Source organism: Floridaenema fluviatile BLCC-F154 (assembly GCF_041929135.1).
Lineage (GTDB): Bacteria > Cyanobacteriota > Cyanobacteriia > Cyanobacteriales > Aerosakkonemataceae > Floridanema > Floridanema fluviatile.
In genome coordinates, this window is sequence record NZ_JBHFNS010000031.1 from 29,918 (window position 1) to 52,622 (window position 22,705).

The 22,705-nt window shown below is 38.9% G+C and carries 18 protein-coding genes; 4 read left to right on the forward strand and 14 right to left on the reverse strand.

Annotated features, from left to right (window positions below; translation table 11 throughout):
• Positions 1-27: 27 nt before the first annotated feature.
• The 13 genes from ACE1B6_RS07095 to ACE1B6_RS07155 all read right to left on the reverse strand — a co-directional run bounded on the left by ACE1B6_RS07095 (position 28) and on the right by ACE1B6_RS07155 (position 16,447).
• Entirely contained in the window at positions 28-1,065 is a 1,038-nt protein-coding gene (locus ACE1B6_RS07095) for a glycosyltransferase family 4 protein (RefSeq protein ID WP_459562981.1), read from the reverse strand.
• Between the two features lie 37 nt (positions 1,066-1,102).
• A complete protein-coding gene (locus tag ACE1B6_RS07100; protein WP_413256551.1) occupies positions 1,103-1,948 on the reverse strand; it encodes a glycosyltransferase family 2 protein in 846 nt (281 codons plus the stop codon).
• The gene (locus ACE1B6_RS07105) at positions 1,945-3,021 is read right to left on the reverse strand and encodes a glucose-1-phosphate thymidylyltransferase (protein ID WP_413256552.1); all 1,077 of its coding nucleotides are present in this window, start codon (positions 3,019-3,021) and stop codon (positions 1,945-1,947) included. Before ACE1B6_RS07105 ends, ACE1B6_RS07100 begins: the two co-directional genes overlap by 4 nt.
• Positions 3,018-3,902: a dTDP-4-dehydrorhamnose reductase gene (gene rfbD, locus ACE1B6_RS07110; RefSeq protein WP_413256553.1), complete on the reverse strand. Its 885-nt coding sequence runs from the start codon at positions 3,900-3,902 to the stop codon at positions 3,018-3,020. The genes ACE1B6_RS07105 and rfbD overlap by 4 nt, the downstream gene beginning before the upstream one ends.
• Positions 3,899-4,444 carry a dTDP-4-dehydrorhamnose 3,5-epimerase gene (gene rfbC, locus ACE1B6_RS07115; RefSeq protein WP_413256554.1) on the reverse strand — a complete coding sequence of 182 codons (546 nt, stop codon included), beginning with the start codon at positions 4,442-4,444 and terminating at the stop codon, positions 3,899-3,901. The genes rfbD and rfbC overlap by 4 nt, the downstream gene beginning before the upstream one ends.
• Positions 4,441-6,255 carry a hypothetical protein gene (locus ACE1B6_RS07120; RefSeq protein ID WP_413256555.1) on the reverse strand — a complete coding sequence of 605 codons (1,815 nt, stop codon included), beginning with the start codon at positions 6,253-6,255 and terminating at the stop codon, positions 4,441-4,443. The genes rfbC and ACE1B6_RS07120 overlap by 4 nt, the downstream gene beginning before the upstream one ends.
• 37 nt (positions 6,256-6,292) lie before the next feature.
• The gene (locus ACE1B6_RS07125) at positions 6,293-7,009 is read right to left on the reverse strand and encodes a class I SAM-dependent methyltransferase (RefSeq protein ID WP_413256556.1); all 717 of its coding nucleotides are present in this window, start codon (positions 7,007-7,009) and stop codon (positions 6,293-6,295) included.
• A complete protein-coding gene (locus tag ACE1B6_RS07130) occupies positions 7,006-8,019 on the reverse strand; it encodes a glycosyltransferase (protein WP_413256557.1) in 1,014 nt (337 codons plus the stop codon). Before ACE1B6_RS07130 ends, ACE1B6_RS07125 begins: the two co-directional genes overlap by 4 nt.
• A gap of 272 nt (positions 8,020-8,291) precedes the next feature.
• On the reverse strand, positions 8,292-10,106 hold the full coding sequence (locus ACE1B6_RS07135) for a hypothetical protein (protein WP_413256558.1): 1,815 nt from the start codon (positions 10,104-10,106) through the stop codon (positions 8,292-8,294).
• Positions 10,107-10,316: 210 nt separating this feature from the next.
• A complete protein-coding gene (locus ACE1B6_RS07140) occupies positions 10,317-12,173 on the reverse strand; it encodes an HlyD family efflux transporter periplasmic adaptor subunit (protein ID WP_413256559.1) in 1,857 nt (618 codons plus the stop codon).
• 107 nt (positions 12,174-12,280) lie between these two features.
• Positions 12,281-15,292, reverse strand: a complete 3,012-nt coding sequence (locus ACE1B6_RS07145; protein ID WP_413256560.1) for a peptidase domain-containing ABC transporter — start codon at positions 15,290-15,292, stop codon at positions 12,281-12,283.
• Between the two features lie 56 nt (positions 15,293-15,348).
• A complete protein-coding gene (locus ACE1B6_RS07150) occupies positions 15,349-16,176 on the reverse strand; it encodes a peptidylprolyl isomerase (RefSeq protein WP_413256561.1) in 828 nt (275 codons plus the stop codon).
• A 10-nt stretch (positions 16,177-16,186) separates the two neighbouring features.
• Positions 16,187-16,447: a class I SAM-dependent methyltransferase gene (locus tag ACE1B6_RS07155; RefSeq protein ID WP_413256562.1), complete on the reverse strand. Its 261-nt coding sequence runs from the start codon at positions 16,445-16,447 to the stop codon at positions 16,187-16,189.
• A 116-nt stretch (positions 16,448-16,563) separates the two neighbouring features.
• On the opposite strand from ACE1B6_RS07155, the gene ACE1B6_RS07160 reads away from it, so the two are divergent.
• From ACE1B6_RS07160 to ACE1B6_RS07175, 4 genes are all read left to right on the forward strand, one after another.
• A complete protein-coding gene (locus ACE1B6_RS07160; RefSeq protein ID WP_413256563.1) occupies positions 16,564-19,224 on the forward strand; it encodes a methyltransferase domain-containing protein in 2,661 nt (886 codons plus the stop codon).
• Between the two features lie 364 nt (positions 19,225-19,588).
• A complete protein-coding gene (locus ACE1B6_RS07165) occupies positions 19,589-19,810 on the forward strand; it encodes a hypothetical protein (protein WP_413256564.1) in 222 nt (73 codons plus the stop codon).
• Positions 19,807-20,196 (forward strand): type II toxin-antitoxin system VapC family toxin, encoded by a 390-nt coding sequence (locus ACE1B6_RS07170; RefSeq protein ID WP_413256565.1) that lies wholly within the window; start codon positions 19,807-19,809, stop codon positions 20,194-20,196. The genes ACE1B6_RS07165 and ACE1B6_RS07170 overlap by 4 nt, the downstream gene beginning before the upstream one ends.
• 57 nt (positions 20,197-20,253) lie before the next feature.
• Entirely contained in the window at positions 20,254-20,643 is a 390-nt protein-coding gene (locus tag ACE1B6_RS07175; protein ID WP_413256566.1) for a hypothetical protein, read from the forward strand.
• A gap of 51 nt (positions 20,644-20,694) precedes the next feature.
• On the opposite strand, the gene ACE1B6_RS07180 is transcribed toward ACE1B6_RS07175, so the two are convergent.
• Positions 20,695-22,500 (reverse strand): calcium-binding protein, encoded by a 1,806-nt coding sequence (locus ACE1B6_RS07180; protein WP_413256567.1) that lies wholly within the window; start codon positions 22,498-22,500, stop codon positions 20,695-20,697.
• Between the last annotated feature and the right edge of the window lie 205 nt (positions 22,501-22,705).

The window sequence follows — 22,705 nt, forward strand, 5'->3', positions numbered from 1 at the left end:
CCGATTAACAACCCACTCCTAATAAATTTACAAAAATCTTCCTAACACCGCCGCCGTAGCTTCTCCCGTTTTCTTCCAACTAAATAACTTGCATCTCTCAAAACCAGCTTCCCGCAAACGCATCCGCAAACTTTCATCATTCGCCAAACTTTGCATTGCTTCAGTAATTTCTCCCACATTATAAGGATTAACTAAAATCGCCGCATCCCCCGCTGCTTCTGGTAAAGAGGAAAGATTGGAAGTAATTACCGGAGTTCCACAAGCCATTGCTTCTAATACCGGAAGTCCAAAACCTTCCCAAAGACTTGGAAAAACTAAAGCAATTGCTTGATTAATTATTGTCGGTAATTCACTATAAGGAACATATTCTAAAAACTTGACTTGATTACTGATTCCTAACTGACTTACTGCTGCTTTCAATGTTGGTGTAAAGCGTTCATCAACAGAACCAGCTATCCACAATTCATAGTCATTTTTATTAGGTAAGTTAGCAAAAGCTGTAATTAATCTGTTAATATTTTTATAAGGATCATGTCTACCAATATATAAAAAGTAATTACGCTTTGGCAAATCTAAAAAACTAAAGTGTGTTTCATTATATGCTAATAAAATAGGTGTTAGTTTCCGTTCTGGGATTTGGAAAAATTTCATTACATCGTTAGCAGTGGAAACCGAATCACAAATAATATGTTGTGCTTGTTTTAATACCAAAGGTAAAAGATAACGACTGTAATTAGTTAAGGGCGAAAATCGTCTGGGAAATCGCAAGGGAATTAAGTCATGAACTGTCAAAACATATCGACAATCAGCATAAATTGGTGCTTCTGGTAAAGGCGAAAATAACAGTTTAGCTTGCAGTTTTTGATAAATTTTCGGCAGTTGCAATTGCGTCCATAAAACGCGGGAAAAGTTACCTTTGGTTCCTTGTTCCGGTGTTAAGTTCGACGGTACTGGGTAACAGTTAAAATCTGGGATATTTCGGCTAGATAACAAAGTTGGATTAAAGGGTTTTAAATGGGGGAAAAGATTAAAGGCGTAGGTACTAATCCCCGTTGGTTTCGCCATTAAAAATGCTAAGTTTATTAGTAGTTCGTTTGACAAGTTAAAATACTCTCCTTAAATAAAGCGATATTCCCGCAAATTTTCCCCAGGCGATTTTTGGGTTGAATGGAAGTAAGTATATCGCATTTAAAAGCAAACGAATCAATCTGAATAATAGGACAGTTTTACTTGCATATCTTTCCATAGTCAGCAAATAGCTGTAAGTACTATGTTTAAATTTTAAAAAGGCATTTTTACTAGTTATCGCTGACGGTTGATGAACTACACTAATCTGATTAGTAATGGCAATTAAATGTCCTTGTTTAGCGTAGCGTTGGCAAAAGTCAAAGTCTTCGTAATAGAGAAAGTATTCTGGATCAAATTGCGGACAAACCAGAAATTTTTGGAGATTGATTAGTAAACTACAACCGCTAACCCAATCGGTTTTTAAATACGCAAAATTGGAATTTTCTAAATCAATTGTTTTAGGAATAATTGCGCCATTTTGGGGGATAAATTCACCGCCAGCAAACCAAATTTCGCCAGTTGTGCTGTAAATAATTGTCCCCAAAATAGAAAGTTGGGGATGGTTTTGAAAAAGCGTTGTCACTTTTTCTAGTGCTTCGGGTAACAAGTAAGCATCGGGATTAATTAACCAAACTATTGCTTGAGGATTTTGCTGGTAAATCCAATTTAATCCTAAGTTACAAGCTTTGCCGAAACCGAGATTTTCCCGTGATTCCAGAATCACGATTTTGTCGGTTTTTAAAAGCTGAATAGGTTGATCTTCGGGGGAATTGTTGACAATAATAATTTGATATTCGTTAGATTGATTGATAGAAATTGAGCTAATTAATTTGGTAATTAACTGGCTGGAATAATAGTTAACTGTTAGGAAGTAAATCACGTTAACTCAATTTGACTATCATCACCAATCATAAATCTTAAGGCTTTTGGGCGTTGGGGTGCAACGATTAATTGGGCACGTTGTCCTATTACGCTATCTACTATTCGCTGATGAATTCCTACTACTTTGGCACTTTGCAAAATTACGCTATGATCCATTTCTACATCGATTAATTGAACGTTATTGCCTATACTACTATAAGGGCCAACGAAACAATTTTCTAAGTAACAATCGTTGCCGATAATTACCGGGCCGCGAATGGTACAATTAACTAATTTAGTGCCAGCGCCAATTTGCACTCTACCAATTACTTGACTTTTTTGATCTACTTCACCTAAAACTGATTGTGTTAGGCAAGTTGTATCGAGAATAATTCGGTTTGCTTCGAGTAAATCGTCTTTTTTCCCGGTATCTAACCACCATCCTTCTAGTTGACAAGCTTCAACTTTTTTCTGTTGGTTAATTAGGCATTGAATGGCATCGGTAATTTCTAATTCGCCACGGGTGGAGGGTTGAATATTTGCGATCGCATCATGTATTACACTATTAAAAAAGTAGATTCCCACCAATGCTAAATTAGAAGGCGGAACTTTTGGTTTTTCCACTAATCGCAGAACTCGCCCATTTACATCAACTTCCGCTACACCAAAAGCGGTAGGATTGGCAACTTCTCGCAGCAAAATTAAAGCATCTGTTTGCTGATTTTTAAACCTATCCAGAAACAAACTTAAATTACCTTCAATTAAGTTATCACCCAAATACATAATAAAGGGCGAATCTGCTAAAAATTCTTGGGCGACTTTTACCGCATGAGCTAAACCAGCAGGTTGCTCTTGTAAAATATAAGTAATTTTAGCACCAAACTGCTCGCCATCTCCGGTTTTTGCCTTTACTTCTTCTCCAGTTTCCGGGCTAATAATAATCCCAATATCTGTAATTCCCGCTGCCACAATTCCTTCGATTCCATACCAAAGAATTGGTTTATTTGCCACAGGAACAAGTTGTTTTGCACCTGTATAAGTTAAAGGTCTAAGTCTTGTTCCTTTACCGCCCGACAGAATTAGTGCTTTCATAAAGTAGTTTTAAATAGTTCAGTTAACATCTTTCTTAATCCCTGTCGCCAATGGGGAGGAAAAGTTCCCAACACTGTTGATATTTTCCCACAAGCGAGCACCGAATAAGCTGGGCGACAGGCGGGAGTGGGATATTCGGGTGTAGTAATCGGAATTACTCGTTCCAGTTGTAAATCCCATCCTAATAATTTTGCTTCTTCAAATATAGCAACTGCAAAGTCATACCAACTAGCAACACCACTATTTGTAAAGTTATATATTCCGGTAATTTCTGGTTGAAACAAAGGAATTAATTGGGTAATTGTATTAGCTAAATCTAATGTACAGGTTGGGCTACCAATTTGATCGGCAACTACCCGAATTTCCTTTCTTTCTTTCCCTAATCTCAGCATAGTTTTGACAAAGTTGCCTTTACCACCTACGCCATAAACCCAAGCAGTTCGCAAAATAATATAATTTTTGCAGTTGTTTTGAATTGCGATTTCCCCAGCGAGTTTAGATTTGCCATAGACACTTAAGGGATTTGTTTTGTCTGTTTCCTGGTAAGGGGAACTTTGGCTACCATCAAAAACGTAATCGGTGGAAATGTGAATTAAAGGAATAGCTAATTTTTCACATTCTGCTGCTATTGTACCAGGTGCGATCGCATTTATCGCCTCTGCTAATTCCGGTTCACTTTCCGCTTTATCCACCGCTGTATAAGCAGCAGCATTCACAATTATATCAGGTTTCACTTGATTAATTACCTGACAAATTGCCTCGGTTTCAGTTAAATCTAACTCCGCCCTTCCTACACCAATAACTTCGCCAACACTAGGAAGAATAGCACTTAATTCCTGTCCTAATTGACCGTTAATTCCCGTGACTAAAATCCGTTTCATGAAAATACTTCTGCCATTTTCAAAGGTTGACCAGCTTGGTCTTTTGCTGATAGAATTGGTTCAGATTTTAAGGGCCATGCGATCGCTAAATCTCGATCGTTCCATAAAATACACCTTTCATGTTCTGGTGCATAATACTCTGTAGTTTTATACAACACCTCAGCCACTTCTGAGACTACCAGAAAACCGTGAGCAAAACCAGCCGGAATCCACAATTGCCTCTGGTTTTCTGCACTTAACAAATAACCCACCCATTGTCCAAAAGTCGGCGAACTTTTTCTAATATCCACCGCCACATCAAAAATTTCCCCCAAAACTACCCGGAGTAACTTTCCCTGTGGTTGTTGAATTTGGTAATGCAAACCTCGCAGCACATTTTGGCTAGAACGCGAGTGATTATCTTGGACAAAATTAACCTCTACACCCGTTTTTTCCGCAAATACTCGCTGATTGAAACTTTCAAAGAAAAAGCCGCGGCTATCTCCAAAAACTTTCGGTTCAATCAGCATTACATCAGGGATTTCAGTAACTAAAACTTTCATAAATTTTTAATCTGTTGACTACCTTCCAGAGGAAAAGCTGTTCCTTTTTCCGTATTAAAAGCCCAAGCTTTTATTGTTACCAAACCTTTGGGTAATTTACTAGCAGAAAAGGCTTTTTGCCAGCCAGTCATCAAGTATACTTGGTTTTTCGTCGCCTTGACAACATCTGGTCTTTCCACTCTTGTATCAGAAATCGCAAATATTATATCCTCGCCTTTCGCCTTTTCGTAAGTTAACAAAACTGCATCTGCTGGTTGTCCTCTTTCCACTAATCTCGCCCATCCCCCAGCTACATATAAATTCTTAACTTGATTAACATTATCAAACCACCCATAACCTAAACTATCAGTACTAACAGCACTTGTTCCCTGGATATCTTGAACTTTTTTAGAATAAACAAACTTGGCATCAATCAAGTTTTTATCATCAACTAACTTAGCTAGTTTTACCGCAGCCTGAAGTTTTGGATATACCTTTTCTGTCAAACATTTTTCATCTACCACCACATTGACAAATACCATACAGGTTTTTGCGTGCAACCGTTCCAGTTTTGTCCAATACATTCGGTCAATTCCAAATACATTGGTTAATATATGCAAGCCCAAAAAACTTACTAACAAAATCCCAATTATAACTTGAGTAATTATTTTTTTCTTTTTTCCTAAATAACCTCTATTTTTGGCATCATCAAACATAACTGCTATCAACCCAACTAAAGCTAAAGGGAGATATACAGAAAATGTCATGTATCTTGGTGCAATAGAAGTTCCAATACCAAAACCTACCCTTCCTAATGAAGTAATTATTCCACTAATTACTGTATAAAACCCAATAACGAACCAACCACTCATCCGATAAATTAAAATAGATTCATTAATGTGTTTCAGTAAGTAAAACAAAGCCAAACCAAATAAACTTATTAATATTGTTCCTATTATAATGTTATTCCTAATCACATCAGCTTGCCAATCAAAACTATTTATTCCCCAAGCTAAAGGTGTACCCAAGAAAGAGAGAAAGTAGCGAGTTGATTCAATAGGATTTAATAAACCTGCTGACAATCCTGGGGTTTGAGAAGGTTTCTGGTAATTATAAAAGTAAACAGCCATATTAGCTGTAAAGGTAGCAATCCAAGGAATATACAACCATTTCTCTTTGAAAATATCTTGCCAGCGCCAAGATTTAGATATAGCCAAAGCTGGAAATACAATTACCCAACTCAACATTCCATTGGCATAAGAAAAGGTGCTAATTGTGCATAAAATTAAACATAAAATTAATTTAGTTGTTCTATTAATGTTGGAATAAATCACTACCAAGCAAGTTGTAATACAGGCTATTGGCATAAATACAATTAACTGAATTCCCCATAACCAGTTTTCATACTGGATTGGTGCAAAAATTAATGAATTACAGAGAATTGCGATCGAAATTACCTGGAGTAAACTTTCGCCTATTGTCCATTTAGTTAAGCGAAATACATTAATTGAAACTAGGCAAGCTAGTGCTAAACTAACCCACATTTGATATCGTATATCCCAGTTCCACTTATTCAAATAAGCTAAACCAACAAAAATAAATCTGGGAAACAAATATCTAGTTTCATTTGCCTGAGCTAACCATTTTTGTAAAGGTAATTTATATTCTGGATAAATTTTATCTAAAAATAAGCTAATTTCCCAATCATCCCAATATGGCATATTCACGCTATTTTGATAAATTAACATTCCCATAAAAAAGGCAGGAATGATTGTCAGAATAAATCCGGTAAAATACCATATTTCAGGACGCTTAGTTATCTTATTCATCATTTACTCCCTCACCAATTAACCTTGTTAATCTCACTGATTAGCCAATTTTTTGCCAAATTCCTAAAATGGATTTTCCTAGCGAATATTGTAAGATGGGATCAATTTTTTTAGATAAAGGAACCATTGTTTTGTCCCACATTTTAATTTGTTTCAGGGTTGGCATTTTACTTTTCAAGATTAACTTATTCCCTAAAGAAGCGATTAACCCAACAGCGTCTAAATACCGGAGTTTAATTTCTTGCAGGTTTCCGGGAATAACTGCTTTTAAGCTGCTTTTATTGTAGCGGCGATAATGACCGATCGCACTATCAAAAGGAGTAAACAACCATTGATGCGCCGGAGATAGTACAATTAAAAAACCCCCTGGTTTTAAATGACTAGCTGCCAATTCTACCTCAGTGCGATCGTCCTGAATATGCTCTAAAACATCAATGTAAACAATACTATCAAAAAGCTCACTTTCACTTAAATTTAATAACGTTCCCTTTTGCAAATCACAACATTTCGGCAACCGCCCACTTAACAACAAAGAATGTAAATCACTAGCTAAAACCGCATCAGGTTCCAAACACAACCAGCGCCTTTGTTTACCTTGACAAAGTAACTCCGTTGTCGCCCCAATTCCCGCACCCACTTCCAACACTTCATTACCTAAAAAAGGCTGAATCATTGAACTGTAGTAAGCTTTCCAATTAGTTGCGTAACGAAAAAGTTCCAGTTCATTTCCCACGTAAGAGTAATTTGCTTTAGTCATAATTTCGGAAAAACTCGTTGAATTCCCATGATAAAGTAATGATAATCCCGTTTAGGCAGAAAACCTAAATTGTCTCGACCATTCAAGACGATAAAGCTAAAAAACAGTGACAACATTACCGCTTGCATCAAGACTATAAATAATAGCAAAACAATGTAAGATGTCCAACCCGGAATCGCTAAATTAGTCGCAAATCTGACACCTAATACTAAAGTAATTGCCGTAAAAGCAAACACAATTAGCGTAGCAGTCGCCACTAATAAGCGAACACCAACCACATCCCCATAAACGGAAATTGCACTTAAACCATGAGTTATTAACGAGACAAAATTCATTTTTGGTTTGCCAGCCAAGCGAATTCCCCTACTACTAGAAATTTCTGTGTAAGGAACTCTCGCCTTCAACAAACCTACAGCATAATGATTCCACAATTCCGAAACAACTACCAATCTGCGAAGCACCTTGTAAGGAATTATGCTGAAATTACCCACGCGGATATTATGCCCAGTCAGCAACTTATACAATTGCCTGTAAAATATATAAAATAGCTTAAACAGCAAACTTTCCGATCGCTTACTCCGCCGAGCAAAAACTACCTTTTCATAACCTTTCCTTTCGCACTTTTGAATTAAGCGAATCACATCCCTTGGTTCATCTTCCCCATCCCCATCCATCACCACTACAGCTTGGCAAGGTACATTAGCTTCAATATAAGATAAACCAATGGCGATCGCTCTTTGATGACCAAGATTTCTCCGCAACTCTAAAATTTCTACCTTTTGAATTGCCTTTAATGGTTCACAGAGAAAATCCTTGTGAACCGGAATACTCGAAGCATCATCTATCATTAAAACATCAACTTGAATATTTTTATGATATAAATGCTCGTCCAAAGAAATTAATAACAACTCTACCGCTTTCCAGTCATTAAAAACTGGAATCATAATTAAAATAGACTGATTTTCAGCCATCAGACTTTCCGCAGTTGACTGCTCAAACACAAATGACATACACACTCTCACCCTTGGTTACATCTATCACACCTGAAAATAAAGCACTTAGCCTTAAATAAGCACCTCAAAATTGTTCCCAGCCTCAAGAGTGTGGCAAGTTTTAAGCAGTTTACCTCTCTAAGTCACCTAAAGCAAGAGGTATTTTGAAAAAAATATAAAAAGCAAAGGGGAGAAGGGCTAAAAGAAAGCATTAAAAGAAATTCGCTAATCTGGTAAGCTCAACCTTAGTACTAGCCTTGACAGCTATCCCAAACTTAAGGCGAATTTTCTTAATTTTTCACTACCTGAGTACCAGCAATTTGATAAGCCTTGGCAGTCTCCGTATCAAATGCCCAGGCTTTAATTTTCACCAAGCCTTTTGGTAATCTACTAGCTGGAAAAGTTTTTTGCCAGCCGGACATTGAATAAGTTGTTCTCTTCAAAGCTTGAACCACATCTGGTCTGTTTACTCTAGTATCAAATACAGCAAATATTATGTCTTCACCATGACTTTGTTCATAACTTAAAATTACTGCATCTGCTGGTTCTTTTTTCTTCGGTAAAATTGCCCATCCTCCAGCTAAATAATTATTCTCGTCTACCTTATTTAACTGCTCAAACCACCCATATATCAATTCTTTGCTATTTCCCCTATTTATTCCTTGAATATCTTGTATCCTATTACTTTTAAGCAATTTAGCATCAATTATCCCCGATGAATTAACCAAATAAGCTCTGTATTTTAGTCCTAGAAATTGAGGGTAAACTTTTTCTATAATGCACTTTTCTTCCGGTGCTACATTTAAAAATATATAACAAGCTTTCGCTTGTAAACGTTCAAGTTTCATGAAATACATTTGCGGAATGGTAAAATCTACAGTGATTATATGAAAGTACAAAGCCCCTGCTAGTAATATCAAAATCATTGACTGAACCATTCTTTGGCTATTTTTTAGCAAATAACCTTTGATTTTGGCATCATCATAAATTATCCAGATCAGATTGATTAAAGCTAAAGGAAGATAGATAGAGAAAGCCGTGTATCTCAAAGCCACAGACGATTCTAGCCCCCCACCAGACCTACCTAAAGAAGTAACTAAGCCACTAATTACAGTATAAAAACCAATTGTGAGCCAACCCGTCATCCGATATATTACCGTCGAATCTTTTCTTTCTTTTACGAAATAAGTCAAACTTCCCAAAAATAAAATTATTAATATTGTCCCCATCCAAATATTATTGTTAACTAAACTCGAAATTTTCCAATCATATCTAATTGTTGCTCGCATCAAGGGAGAACCCAAAAAAGAGAGGAAGTATAGTAATGCTTGATCTGGGTGCAATATACCATAAATAAAACTTGGGCTATGCAGTGGTTTTTGGTAATTATAAAAATATACAGCCATATTAGCTGTAAAAGTAGCAATACAAGGAATATATAACCATTTCTCTTTAAAAAAATCTGGCAAATTCCAAGATTTTGAGATAGCTAAAATTGGAAATAAAATTATCCAACTAAGCATTCCATTAGCATAAGAAAAAGTGCTAATAGTACATAAAATTAAATATGCAATCAATTTAGTTTTTCTATCAATACCTGAATAAATTACCACCAAGCAAGTTGTAATACAGGCAATTGGCATAAATACAATTAATTGAATTCCCCATAACCAGTTTTCATAGTGAACTGGTGAGAAAATCAATAAATTACAAAGAATGACGCTACATATTACCTTAAACAAATTTTTGCCAATCGTCCATTTAATTAATCGAAATACATTAATTGAAACTAGGCAAGCTAGGACTAAGCTCAGCCACATTTGATAAATCACATTCCATTTCCCGTTATTCAGATGGGTTAAAGCCATAAAAATTAATCGAGGAAACACATATCTACTTTCATTATGCTGAGAAATTAATCTGGCTAAACTTAATCGAAATTCGGGAAAAACTCTAGTTAGGAATAAGCCAACTCCCCAATCATCCCAAAAGGGAACATTAACACTATTTTTGAAGATCAATGTAGCAATTAGTAAGGCTGGTGCGATCGCCAAACTAAAACCTAAAACTTGAACTAGAATATTCTTAACCTTACTTTTTTTCATGAGTTTTTTTACATTTCAAGTCAGGAGATAATTAGCAATGCTAATAATTGTCTCCAATTAAAGAGTGCAGAAATTTTCCGCAGTTTACCTCTCTGAGCCTGCAAAAGCAAGAGTTTTTCCCGAAAAGCAAAAACCCATAAAAAACAATCAGTGGAGCCAGCTTACCAGCTAAACTCCACTGATGATTCAACTCAATTATCCGAAATTCCCTTAACGCACAGTTTCTAAATGATCGACTTGTTTTTGGAACAACTCGGTAAAGATAGCCAACAAAGTCCGCTTCCGCACCTTAACGCTAGCATTCACAGCCATCCCAGACTGAAGACCAATTGGTTTACCATTGATTTCTAACTTCTGTTTTTGCAATTCAATAGTTGCTGGGAAACTGTAAAAAGGACGTTCCTGAGTCGGTGGTAAAACATCGGAACCAATAGAAGTCAACTTACCTTGTAAAGTACCAAACTCAGTCGAGGGGAAAGACTCCACATTCACTTCCACAGGCAAACCTTCAGGTTGTCTATTTAATCTATCAACAACCTGACCAATATCCCGGTTTGTCAAGTAAACTTTCGCCACCAACTTATCATCAGGCACAATGGACATTACAGGTTCCGTATCAATTTGTCGCACCACATATCCGGGCCCAGTAGGTTTCAAATTAAATACTATTCCATCCACCGGAGCTTCAATTTTCTGGAACTGTACCGCTTGTTTTGCCTTAGCAATCTGTGCATCAATTTCATCCAGCTTTTTCTTATTTTCCAAGCGTAACCGAGCTAACTGACTATCAATTTCGGCAATGCGTTTGTGATTATCAGCAATTTTGGTTCGCACATCTTTTTCGGAAAATGCGATCGCATTTTGCCATTGATTTTTCGCTCTGCCAATCTCCACATTTAAACGTTCTTGCTCAGATTGCAAACGTTCCGCTTCCGCCTTAGTTCTCAACAACTCAGTTTGGCGCAAAGTAATTTCATTTTGCCGTTCCGCAATTTCCCCTAAAATGCCAGAAATTTGCTCTTTCCGCGAAAGAATTTCGGCTTCACTAGCTGCTACTTCATTTTTACGAGTTAAAACTTGTTGCAACTGCCGTCTACCTTGCAAATCAGACAAAGCACCTTGTTCTACCACAGGTCTAATCTTTGCCAACAAACCTTCATCAGTAGCCAACAACTCCTTAGCCGTAGCAAGGCGTTTTTCCGAATTTGGTAGCTGCTGTTTAGCCGCTTCCAATTGCCTTTGCGCCGCCTCTACCCGCTGCCGAGAAGTAATAATTTGCTGCTCGTACATGGGAATTTGGGACTGTGCAGCCGCTAACTGAGTCTGCACCTGGGCTAATTGTGCTTGCAACTCTTGAATTTGCAATCTAGCCGCTTCCTGACGAGATTGCGATTCCGCCCGACTAGCTGCCAAAAGTCCTTGTTGGTTGGCTAAAAATGGATCGTTACTAGATGGCGACAGTGTACTATTATTACCACTTGCTAAAGCTGTCAGGTATTGATTTTCGGATACTAAAGCTGCTTTTGACCTTAATAATTCTTGGAATTCCGGGCTAGCACTCGCTAACGATCCGTTAAACTGACCGTTGTAAAATTGGTTTTCCTTAAGTAACAATTCCCGTTGTCTTACCAAAGCATCTAAGTCTGCTTGAGGTGCTAAAGAGTCCAGAACTAATAGTACTTGACCTTGTTTAACCCGATCGCCATCCTTGACAAAAATATCTCTTACCACCCCACCATTAGGCGCACGCAACTCTTTAACTGCTCCCTCGGCTTCCAACTTACCCTGAGCAGGCACAGTTTGATCCAAAGGTGCAAAACCAGCCCAAAGTAAACCAGTACCAGTCACACCAATAATCATCCAGATAAAAGCGTGCGACCACCAAGAAGGTCTTTCTAAAATAACAGGTTGATCGTCCGGGCGAAACGGTAAAGGAGTTCTAATTATTGGTTGTTCTTTCGGTTCCCAAACTGTCTCAAATTCCTTCATTTGAGTAGCACTATTGTGCTTCCCATTCCCATTCCCATTGCCGTTGGTATGATGTTCCGTTGTTTGTTTAGTACTCATTTGTTATTAGTCCTCATTGAGAATTTTAGATTTTAGAATTTGAATTTTTTTGATTGTCACTAGTCATTTGTTTTAGTAAATATCGCAAATGACTAATGACCGATAACTTACATTACTTCCGATTCCTGTTGCTGATAGAGGCAATAGTAGCGTCCTTTCAGCGCCATTAGTTCTTTGTGAGTTCCCTGTTCGACAACTGCACCTTGATCCATCATCAGTATTACATCAGCACTTCTTACAGTACTCAAGCGGTGAGTAATAAAGAAAACTGTGCGATCGTGAAATGCCTTTTCTAAATTTTCACAAACTTGCCGTTCCGAGTGGTAGTCGAGGGCGCTAGTAGCCTCGTCCAGAATTAGCATTCTAGGGCTTTGTAACACAGTTCTAGCAATAGCGATCCTTTGTCTTTGTCCCCCCGAAAGTGAGGAACCCCTTTCACCAACCACCGTGTTATAACCATTAGACAAGGACATGATAAAGTCATGAGCTACGGCAATTTTAGCTGCTTCGATAATCTCCTCGTCGGTAGCTTCTGGGTTAGTTAAACTAATGTTTTCCCGGATTGTGCCATTAAATAACAACGTATCCTGCAACACCATCCCAATTTGCCGACGTAAGGAGTACAACTCCACTTTAGCAATATCGTAGCCATCTACTTGAATTCTGCCCGCAGTTGGTTCATAAAGTCGTTGCAGCAATTTCATCAACGTACTCTTACCAGAACCACTTTGACCGACAATTCCCACAAAAGTTCCTGGGGCAAAATCTAAATTAACATTCACCAATTGCAAGGGGCCGCTAGGATTAAATCGGAACGATAAATTTTCGTAAGTAACAGTACCTTGAATTGGCGGCATAGCAATATTAGTGCTGTTAGTTTCATCCGCTTCAGGATGAGCATCCAAAATGTCGCTGAGTCGTTCAATAGACAAAGCAGTTTCTTGGAAGTTTTGCCACAACTGCACTAAACGTAACAAAGGACTGGTGACATAACCCGCAATGATTCGGAAAGCGATTAATTGTCCTAATGTTAATTGCGGTGGGTTAGAAATTACCATGTAAGCACCTACCCACAACAGCAATAATCCAGACAATTTATTAAAGAAGCCAGACAGCGAACTAGCGGTACTAAAAGTTAATACAGTTTTAAACCCTGCTGATACATAACGGGCGTATTTTTCTTGCCAATTCCAGCGGGATTTCAACTCAATTGTTTGAGCTTTAACTGTTTGAATCCCTGATAACACTTCGACTAAATATGATTGGGTGTCGGCGTGACGTTCGGCTTTGGTGCGTAGTTGCCGTTGGACGATCGGCGCAACTGTTAAAGTCAAAATAGCAAACAATGGAATTGTGGATAAAGCCACCAAAGTCAGGGGAATGCTGTACACCAACATGAAGGCAATATAAAACACTGAGAACAGCGCATCTAATACCACAGTTAACGCTGTCCCGGTCAAAAATTGCCGAATATTTTCCAACTCGTTTACCCGTCCAGCTAGTTCCCCTACCCGACGGTTATCAAAGTAATTCAGAGGTAATTTCAGCATATGGTCAATTACTTCTGAACCCAAACTAATATCTATTCGGTTGGTAGTATCAACAAATAACGTCGTCCTGATGTAAGTCAGTAAGGCTTCAAAAACTGCAACTACTAACAGCAATAACCCCACACTATGCAGAATGCTATCGCTGCGATCTTTAATTACTTGGTCAATAATTACCTGTGTTGCTAAAGGATTTGCTAAAGCAAAAAGTTGCACTAGGAAAGAAGCGATAAACACTTCAATCAGGACTTTTTTATGTTTTCTAATTGCTGGTAAAAACCAGCGCAAGCTGAATTTTTCTCTTTGTCCTTCGGGTCGAGGTTGCAGTAATAATACTTGTCCTTCTGTGCCCCAAGTTTCGGTAAATTCTTTAGGAGTACGGCGGCGGATTCCTTCTTCGGGAACTGCCAACATTAATTCTTTTTCACTAATTTTGTAGAGAATAGCAAAGCTATCTTGCCATTGAATTAATGCTGGTGCTTTTAATCTGGGAATTGCGGCGGCTTGAATTTGAATTAACTGGGCGCTAATACCCATCATTTCGCTAATTCCACCACAGGTGAGGAGTGTTAGTCCGCCTTTGGTTTTAATTTGGTTATCAATAATTTTCCGAATTACGTCCCGGCGAAAAGTTACGCCTAAATACTTAGCTAGCATTTTAAAGCAGGCTAGGGGCGCTTCGATCGGACCTTTTCCTTTAAAAAATTGAAAGGGACGTTCTGAGACTATGGTCGGTTCGATTTTCGGCGGCGCTTCTGAGGCGTAGGGAATATCGTCGTAGGGAGACTGTTGAGTAGTTGATTCGGTTTCCTCTTCTGTTTCTGCAACTACTTCTGCTTCCACTGTTGGTGTAATCGCGGCTGATTTGGGTAAGGCAGATAATGGTACGCCTAACAACCTTCCGCCTTGTTTGCCTTTGACGGGTACCCAGGATGGTGTGTCTTGGATGGGAAAGCGGCTACCGTTGGAGTATGCGCCGATCATGCCGCTGCTTACCATCCACAATAGGTCGCGATCGAGTTCTGGTAAAGTCGCTTGACCGTTGGCAAGGTTGACTACTTTGGCTTGGGGAAGAATTTCTGTGGTCAGTTCTTTCAGGTTGACTGTGGCGATCGCCCGACGTTGTAATTCTAAACTTAAAAGTTCAAATATTTCACTGATACTTGCTTGTTCGCGAAATGCTTGGCGCAGAACTGGTTCTTGATTGATGAAGGATAAAAATACACTGGTCGGAATGGTAATACAGATCACTTCGTCTGAGGCGATCGCCGTTTCGCAACCTTCCCCCCGCACTAATCCCGCCCAGCCTAACACTTTTCCTGGCCCTGCCATGTACAAGCTGACTGGGGTTTGGGTGCGTTGGTCGTAGCCTAACACCCGCACTTGTCCCATGTAAACTATGGCAATCTGGGTTAAGGGGATTTCTCTTTGGATAATTGGTTGCCCAATCCGATACCTTAATAACTGACATTCAGCCGACAGTTTTTGTAAGGCGTTACTTTCCAGTTGGTTAAAAGGTTCCGTCTGGGCGAGAAATGTTTGAATTTGCGATCGAGAAACTGCTTGGGTCATAAGAACTTTAGATTTTTGATTTTAAATTTTTGATTTCCGGCTTTTTTGGTTATATTCTACTTTCCTGTGTCACTCGTTAAGGAAACTGGCGACTGACCATCTGGAATTTCTGCGGTTTCTGCGGTTTCTGCGGTTTCTACGGTTTCCCTCTGACTATCAATTACTTGAATCGGTCCCATTTGTTTGATTTGTTCCCCAATCCAGGTTTCAAACATCTCGTCCACTAAGCGACGACGCATGGCATCATCAAGTTGGGCGGGAATATTTTTTTCTAGTCTAATAATCACAAACCATTCTGCCAAGGCTCTTGGAGGCCAAAGTTGACCGGGTTGGCTGACAGCTAGCAGTTGACTAATTAGGGGATGGGGTTGCTTAATCGAAACTGGTCCTAGTAAGCCTCCAGTTTTACCTTCAGGCCCTTGGGAGTATTTTTCGGCTAATTCGGCAAAAGATTGTTCGCCTTCTTGAATCCGAAAGTAAATTTCATTTGCCAAACCCAAATCTTTCGTCCGAATCAAAGAATAAACTACTTGGTCAAGATAGGGTTTCCGGGTGAGAAAATAATTTTCTATCTTATTGCCCCAATTAGCTTGTTTGTATTTTTCTACTCGCAGGGGGCGCACTGATAATTCTTTTAACTGTTCCTCTGTGATTCCTTGATTTTGCAGCCAAGCTGCTTTAGCTTCTGGGGTATTAAGTTGATACTGAGCTTCAATTTGAGCGACTGCTGAGAGCATTTCTTCCTCAGTATATGGAATGTCTGCGATCGCTTTATCGATAATCAACCCGCGCAAAAATTGCGGCATTAGCTGGTAACGAGTCATCATTTCCAGAAATTCTGTAGGTTGAATTTTTTGTTCGCCCGCTTGAAATACTAATGTCATCACTTCCGAGTTATACTTTTTCCTTTGGCTTTTGGTGCATCCACAACGATCCTGCTATTACAGTAACCTCTAAACCAACTGTTTTCACAGTCCGCATTACTCCCGGCCATTCTATTTCATAATCATCACAGAGCAGAATTCTGCCCGGTTTGATTTTAGAATACCAGTTGAGCAAATCAGCTTTAACAGAATCATAGTCGTGGGCAGCATCTACCATAACTAAGTCTAGGGACTCTGGATCAAACTTAGCAGCTGCTTCGATCGTAGTCATTGCTAAAGTTTTTTAGAGAACATCTTTATTTTCGATCATCAATTGCCAAAATTTACGGAAAATTCTTTACAATTTATGAGCAATTATTTAGGTTTCAGGCAACCTTAACAAATTCCATGCGGATTCTGTTTACAATTCCTCACTTTTACCAACCCAGCGAAGGTAGTCAGTACGGTTCACAGGGAAAAAACCCTCAACCTCGGATACAAGCACTTACCGCTTGTATCAGTTCTTTACACAAACTATTTGGCAAATCCCAAGCTAGCGTTGATATTGCTCGAGGTGCAGCGAAATCAGCGAATCAGTCTCACGCAAACAACATAGATATAGTTATTTGTACTACTAAAAATTTGCATCTCCTTGAGCAAATTTCCCTACCTGCCAACTTATATAAACACTACCGCACCAATGCGGAACCGATGTTACTCGGTTTTGAATGTCAAGCATTACTCCGTGATTGTGTAGGAAGTTACGATTACTTTTGCTTTTTAGAAGACGATTTAATTCTCCACGATCCTTGGTTATTCGTCAAACTTAATTGGTTTAACAAACAAGCAGGAGACAATGCTTTACTCCAACCAAATCGTTACGAACTTTCTCCCCCAGGAAACAGCAACAAAATCTACATTGATGGAAATTTATCACCTTTATTCACTGCGGATTTTCAAAATGTAGAAGAACAACCAGAACTGATCGGGCAAATTCTCGGACAAACTGTAATTTTTCGCCGTACTACTAATCCTCATGCTGGTTGTTATTTCCTCAATGTTGCTCAAATGAATTATTGGATACAGCAACCGCATTTTCTCGATCGCAATACTAGTTTTTTCAGCCCTTTAGAAAGTGCCGCTAGTCTGGGAATCATGCGGACTTTTCGTATTTATAAACCTACTCCTCAAAATGCTAACTTTTTGGAAGTTGAACATTACAGTAATGCTTGGAGTCAGAGATTTTTAGGAGTTCCTGCTGAGCAGCAGGAGAGCAAGAAAGCTGAGGTAAAGGAAAGTGGAAGTACGAAGGAGGAAATTAAAGTTTCTCAGCCAGCAAATTTAGCTATTCAACCACCTATTGCTAACTTTGCATCCATACCCGATTATTACAATCGAGCTAACCCTGATTTACTCCGACTTTTGCCCGCTGATGCCCAAGTAATTATCGAAGTTGGTTGTGGAGCAGGAGCTTTAGGAGAACAGTATAAAAGAATTAATCCCCATTGTAAATATATCGGCATTGAATTAAATGAAACTGCGGCAAAAATTGCGGAAACCAGATTAGATCGCGTAGTGATAGGAAGTGCCGAAGACTTAAATTTAGCCACAGAAATTGGCGAAAATGTAGCAGATTGTTTAGTTTATGGCGATGTGTTAGAACATCTAGTCGATCCTTGGGCGGTGCTAGGTCATCATTTAAAATGGTTGAAAGCAGATGGTCAAGTTTTAGCTTGTATTCCTAACGTACAACATTGGAGTTTAATTCTGAGATTGTTGCGGGGAAATTGGGAATATGAAGAGGAAGGTTTGTTAGATAAAACTCATTTGCGCTTTTTCGCTTTGGATAGTATTAAGCAATTATTTGCTAATGTAGGATTGCATATTTACGATGTGCAACCAAGAGGACAACAAGGGGAGACTTTTCAGAAATTCCAGCAAATAATGGCTCCAGTTGTTAATAGTTTGGGTTTGCCAGCAAATGATTTTGCTCAGCGAACCGCAGCTTTACAATATGTAGTCAGAGCTACTAAGACTCCCTTGACATCTAAACCTTTGCTGATTCAAACTATTTTGATGGCTCCGATCGCGTGCGATCGCGTTAGAGTTTTAGAACCAGATCAACTAAGTGCGACAATTCCCGGAGTCCGAACATTAGCCACAGTAAAAACAGCTAATCTGAGCGTTGCTAGACCGGAAGAAGATAAAGTTTTTATTTGGCAAAGAGCATTCTTACAGAAAGAAAATGATATACCAAAACTGCAAGAATTGTTGCGTCGAGGTTATCTAATTGTTGCAGAAATTGATGACGATCCGCTACGTTGGCCCGCCCATGAAGAAAATCAATTTTTCAGTTACACTGCTTGTCATTGCGTGCAAACTTCTACCGAACCTTTGGCAGAGTTTTTGCGAGGAATAAATCCCGATATCGGCGTTTTTCCAAATCAATTAGCTTATCTACCACCAGCCAGAAATTATGAATCAGAAGCGCCAGTTAGCTTGTTTTTCGGCGCTTTAAATCGGGAAGAAGATTGGGCAGAAATTATGCCTATAATCAATCGGGTGTTGGGGGAATTTGGCGATCGGACTCGCGTTCAAGTCATCTACGATCGAAACTTTTTCAATGCCTTAGAAACCCCCCAGAAACAATTTGAATCCTTCTGTCCTTACGAAAGATATCAAGAAATTCTTCATAGCTGTGACATTGCCATCTTACCCTTAAATCCCACCAGATTTAACAGCATGAAATCCGACCTCAAATTTATCGAATGTGCCGGACATGGAGTAACAGTTTTAGCTAGTCCTACAGTTTATGAAAATACAATTGTCGAAGGAGAAACCGGATTAATTTATCATTCAATAACCGAATTTGAAGGTAAATTGAGAAAGTTAATTGCCGATACCCAATGGCGACAAAACATTGCCCAAAACGCATATAATTGGGTGAAAAATAATCGCTTACTTTCCCAACATTACCGCCAACGCCGAGACTGGTACTTAAAAATGCGCGAAGACTTACCCAGGTTAAATGCCGAATTAAAAACCAGAATCCCAGAATTGTTTATTTGATGTTTTGTAGGGTGCGTTAGCGATCGCGTAACGCACCATCCCACTAAGCAACAATATCTTCAATAAAATGATTGTTGCCAGATTCCAAAAGTGATGAAATGGAAAAAACGCTGTACTCGATCCAAAGCATCTAATAAACCTGTACAAGGCGAGTAATCTGGGTTATATTGCAAGACAGTTTTCTGAGGATGATATAAAGTGGATTTTAGCTGAAAGCGGACGCTGGCCGATTCTGCTGCAAATCCTTTGTCAAGAAAGATTATTTAGTCTGGAAGATGGAGAAACTGACGATAATTGGCGTGAAGAAGGCTTACAACAGATAAAGCCATTTGTACATTTAAGAGACAGATAAAAAAGATTCAATATGAAAGCACACAAGATAGAAACAACTTTAACTCAAAATGGAACATTGCTCTTAAAGGATTTACCTTTTCAGGTAGGGGATTCAGTTGAAGTTATCATTTTAGAAAGTCATTCCCAACCCTCAGAAAGCAGTCCTTATCCTTTGAGAGATAAACAACCATATCGCTATGATGATCCATTTGGATCTGCTACGCCCTTAGAAGATTGGGAAGCGTTGCAATGATTATCCTGGATACTCATATATGGGTTTGGTGGGTGCAAAACGATCCGAGACTTACTCAGAAACACAAAGATTGGTTGCAGCAGTATGAATCACAAGGGTTAGGAGTGAACATTATTTCTTGTTGGGAAGTGGCAAAATTAGTAGAAAATAGCAGGCTTACTTTACCAGTTACAGTTGAAGAGTGGTTAACAGCAGCTTTAGCTTATCCCGGAGTGCAGCTAATTAACCTGACAATTCCGATAATTATTGAGTCAACTAAACTAATAGGTTTTCACCGCGATCCGGCTGACCAAATTATTGTAGCTACTGCCAGAATTAATGGTTGTTCTTTATTGACTGCTGATGCAAAGATTTTGGCTTATCCTGATGTGCAAACTCTCAAGTAAGTAAACTAATGTTGATTTTTTATATTGGCTAAAGAACTAGAAAAATATTAAATCAATATGACCTTGCCAAATAATCTACATAATGCTTATAGCTACGAACCTGAACCACACCCAAATTTAATACAGGGTTGTGTACAACTAGTATTTTGGCTTTTCTTCCGTCCGACAGTATGGCGTAATTATATACATCGCATTGACGAACAACTAACTCCGAACTTTTGCCTAGCGGAGTTAAGTCGATCGCACTGGCGCAACCCAACTTTAAGACGATTGTTGCTCCAGGGATGTATTATTTTGCCTATATTAATCAGCTTAGTTATTAGTTTAGAGGGATGGTTATTAGGCATTCCAAAAACCAGAATTTTGGGAATTATTATATACGCTATAGTAGCCAGTTTAGCTTTTTCTTTCGGAGTTAGTTTAGTAACTGCTATAGTCAGTCATTAGCCATTGTTGTTTGAATTTCCCAACCAATGACTAATGACAAATGACATTTAACTAAACAAACTTAAAGGAATTATTTGTTAGTAAAACATCATCGCCTTGGACGATCGCAATTAATTCCGTAGAATCCCCAGTTATCAATAAAATACCTTGACCTGCGGGTAAATCTCCAGTAGTCGCTTCAATCTCATAATCATCGATCGCACCGTTGAGTTGGATTCGATCTTTGCCAAATTGAAAATTAGTAATTAAGGCATAATCTTGATCGCCAGAACTACTATTATTACCATCGTCATAGAACACTACAGAACTATTTCCTAACACAAACAAATCGGAATCAGCATCACCAGTTAAAGTATCAATTTCTCCTTCACCGGGAGAGGTACTATCAGAATCGATCGCCACCCCAATCAAGGTATCATTGCCAGTACCGCCAACTAGCGAGTCATTGCCAGTATCGCCAACTAGCGAGTCATTGCCAATACCACCATTGAGAGTATCATCGCCAGTACCGCCAATTAGCAAGTCTCTGCCATCACCACCAAAGAGAAGATCGTCATCTGCATCACCCAACAGAGAATCATCTCCGAGATCGCCGAAGAGGATATCATTACCAGTATCGCCCAGCAGAGAATCATTTCCCTTTTCCCCTGAGAGAAAATCAGTACCAGCACCACCGATTAAGATATCGCGATCGTCACCACCATTGAGTTCATCATCGCCATCATCCCCATATAAGGTATCCTGACCATCGCCACCATCGAGAATATCATTCCCAACTTCGCCAAAAATACTATCATTTCCTATGTCGCCAAACAGGGAATCATTATCATCAAAACCATAAATTATGTCGTCATCTTTACCCCCATAAATTAAGTCTTCACCTAATCCACCATCTAAAATATCGTTACCTTGATTACCACTGAGGGTATCATTACCATCCTCACCCGCAATACTGTCATTTCCTAAATTCCCAAACAGGGAATCATCATCATCAAAACCATAAATTAGGTCATCGTCTTTGCCACCATAAATTAGGTCTTTACCTAATCCACCATCTAAGGTATCGTTATCTTCGTTACCATTGATCGTATCATCACCATTATTGCCAACAATGGTATCTTTCCCTAGATTACCAAACAAAAGGTCATTCTCTTCTCTACCAACGATCAGATCGTCATCCTGACCACCGTAGAGGGTATTTTTTCCCAGTCCTCCGTCTAGGGTATCCTTACCTACATTGCCGAAAAGAATGTCATCTCCTTCATTACCAGATACGCTGTCATCTCCTAAGTTGCCAAATAGGATATCATTGCCTTCTTGACCCAAAATAATGTCGTCGTCCTGACCGCCATAGATAGTATCATTTCCGGCACCTCCTTCGAGGAAATCATTGCCTTGATTTCCGAAAAGGGTATCATTATCTCCTTCACCATAGAGGCTATCATTTCCTAAGTCGCCAAACAGGAGATCTTTGCCAATTTCACCGAAGAGAACATCTTCGTCTTTGCCACCCAGGAGAGTATCGTTTTCTTCACCTCCGTTGATAATATCTTTGCCTTGATTTCCGTAAATAATATCTTTTCCTAGACCACCAATAATGGTGTCATTTCCTAGTTGACCAAAGAGGAAATCATTTCCTTCATTGCCTAAGATATTGTCGTTATCTTTGCCACCTAAAACGGTATCATTTCCTGTACCGCTCTCGATCGCATCATCTCCTTGATTACCATTAAGCAAGTCATTACCAGCAAGACCAGATATTGCATCATTTCCCTCAGCACCAAAGATGGTGTCATTTTCTTCCTTACCTATAAGAACATCATTTTCATTGGTTCCGATAATGATTTCGCCTGCCATCTGATGAATTTTCCTTTGTTTTTACTTAAGTACCTAAGTTTATGCTACGTAGTCTAGCTTTGAGCTATGATACTTCACACTACTAGCAATATAGCGTCATTCAATTTGAGATTTTAAATGTTAAATATTGATTAAAAAATCTTTTATTTGTAGGGTGCGTTGGTGCTAAGGTAACGCACCCTACAAATAAGTTAGCAGCCTACAG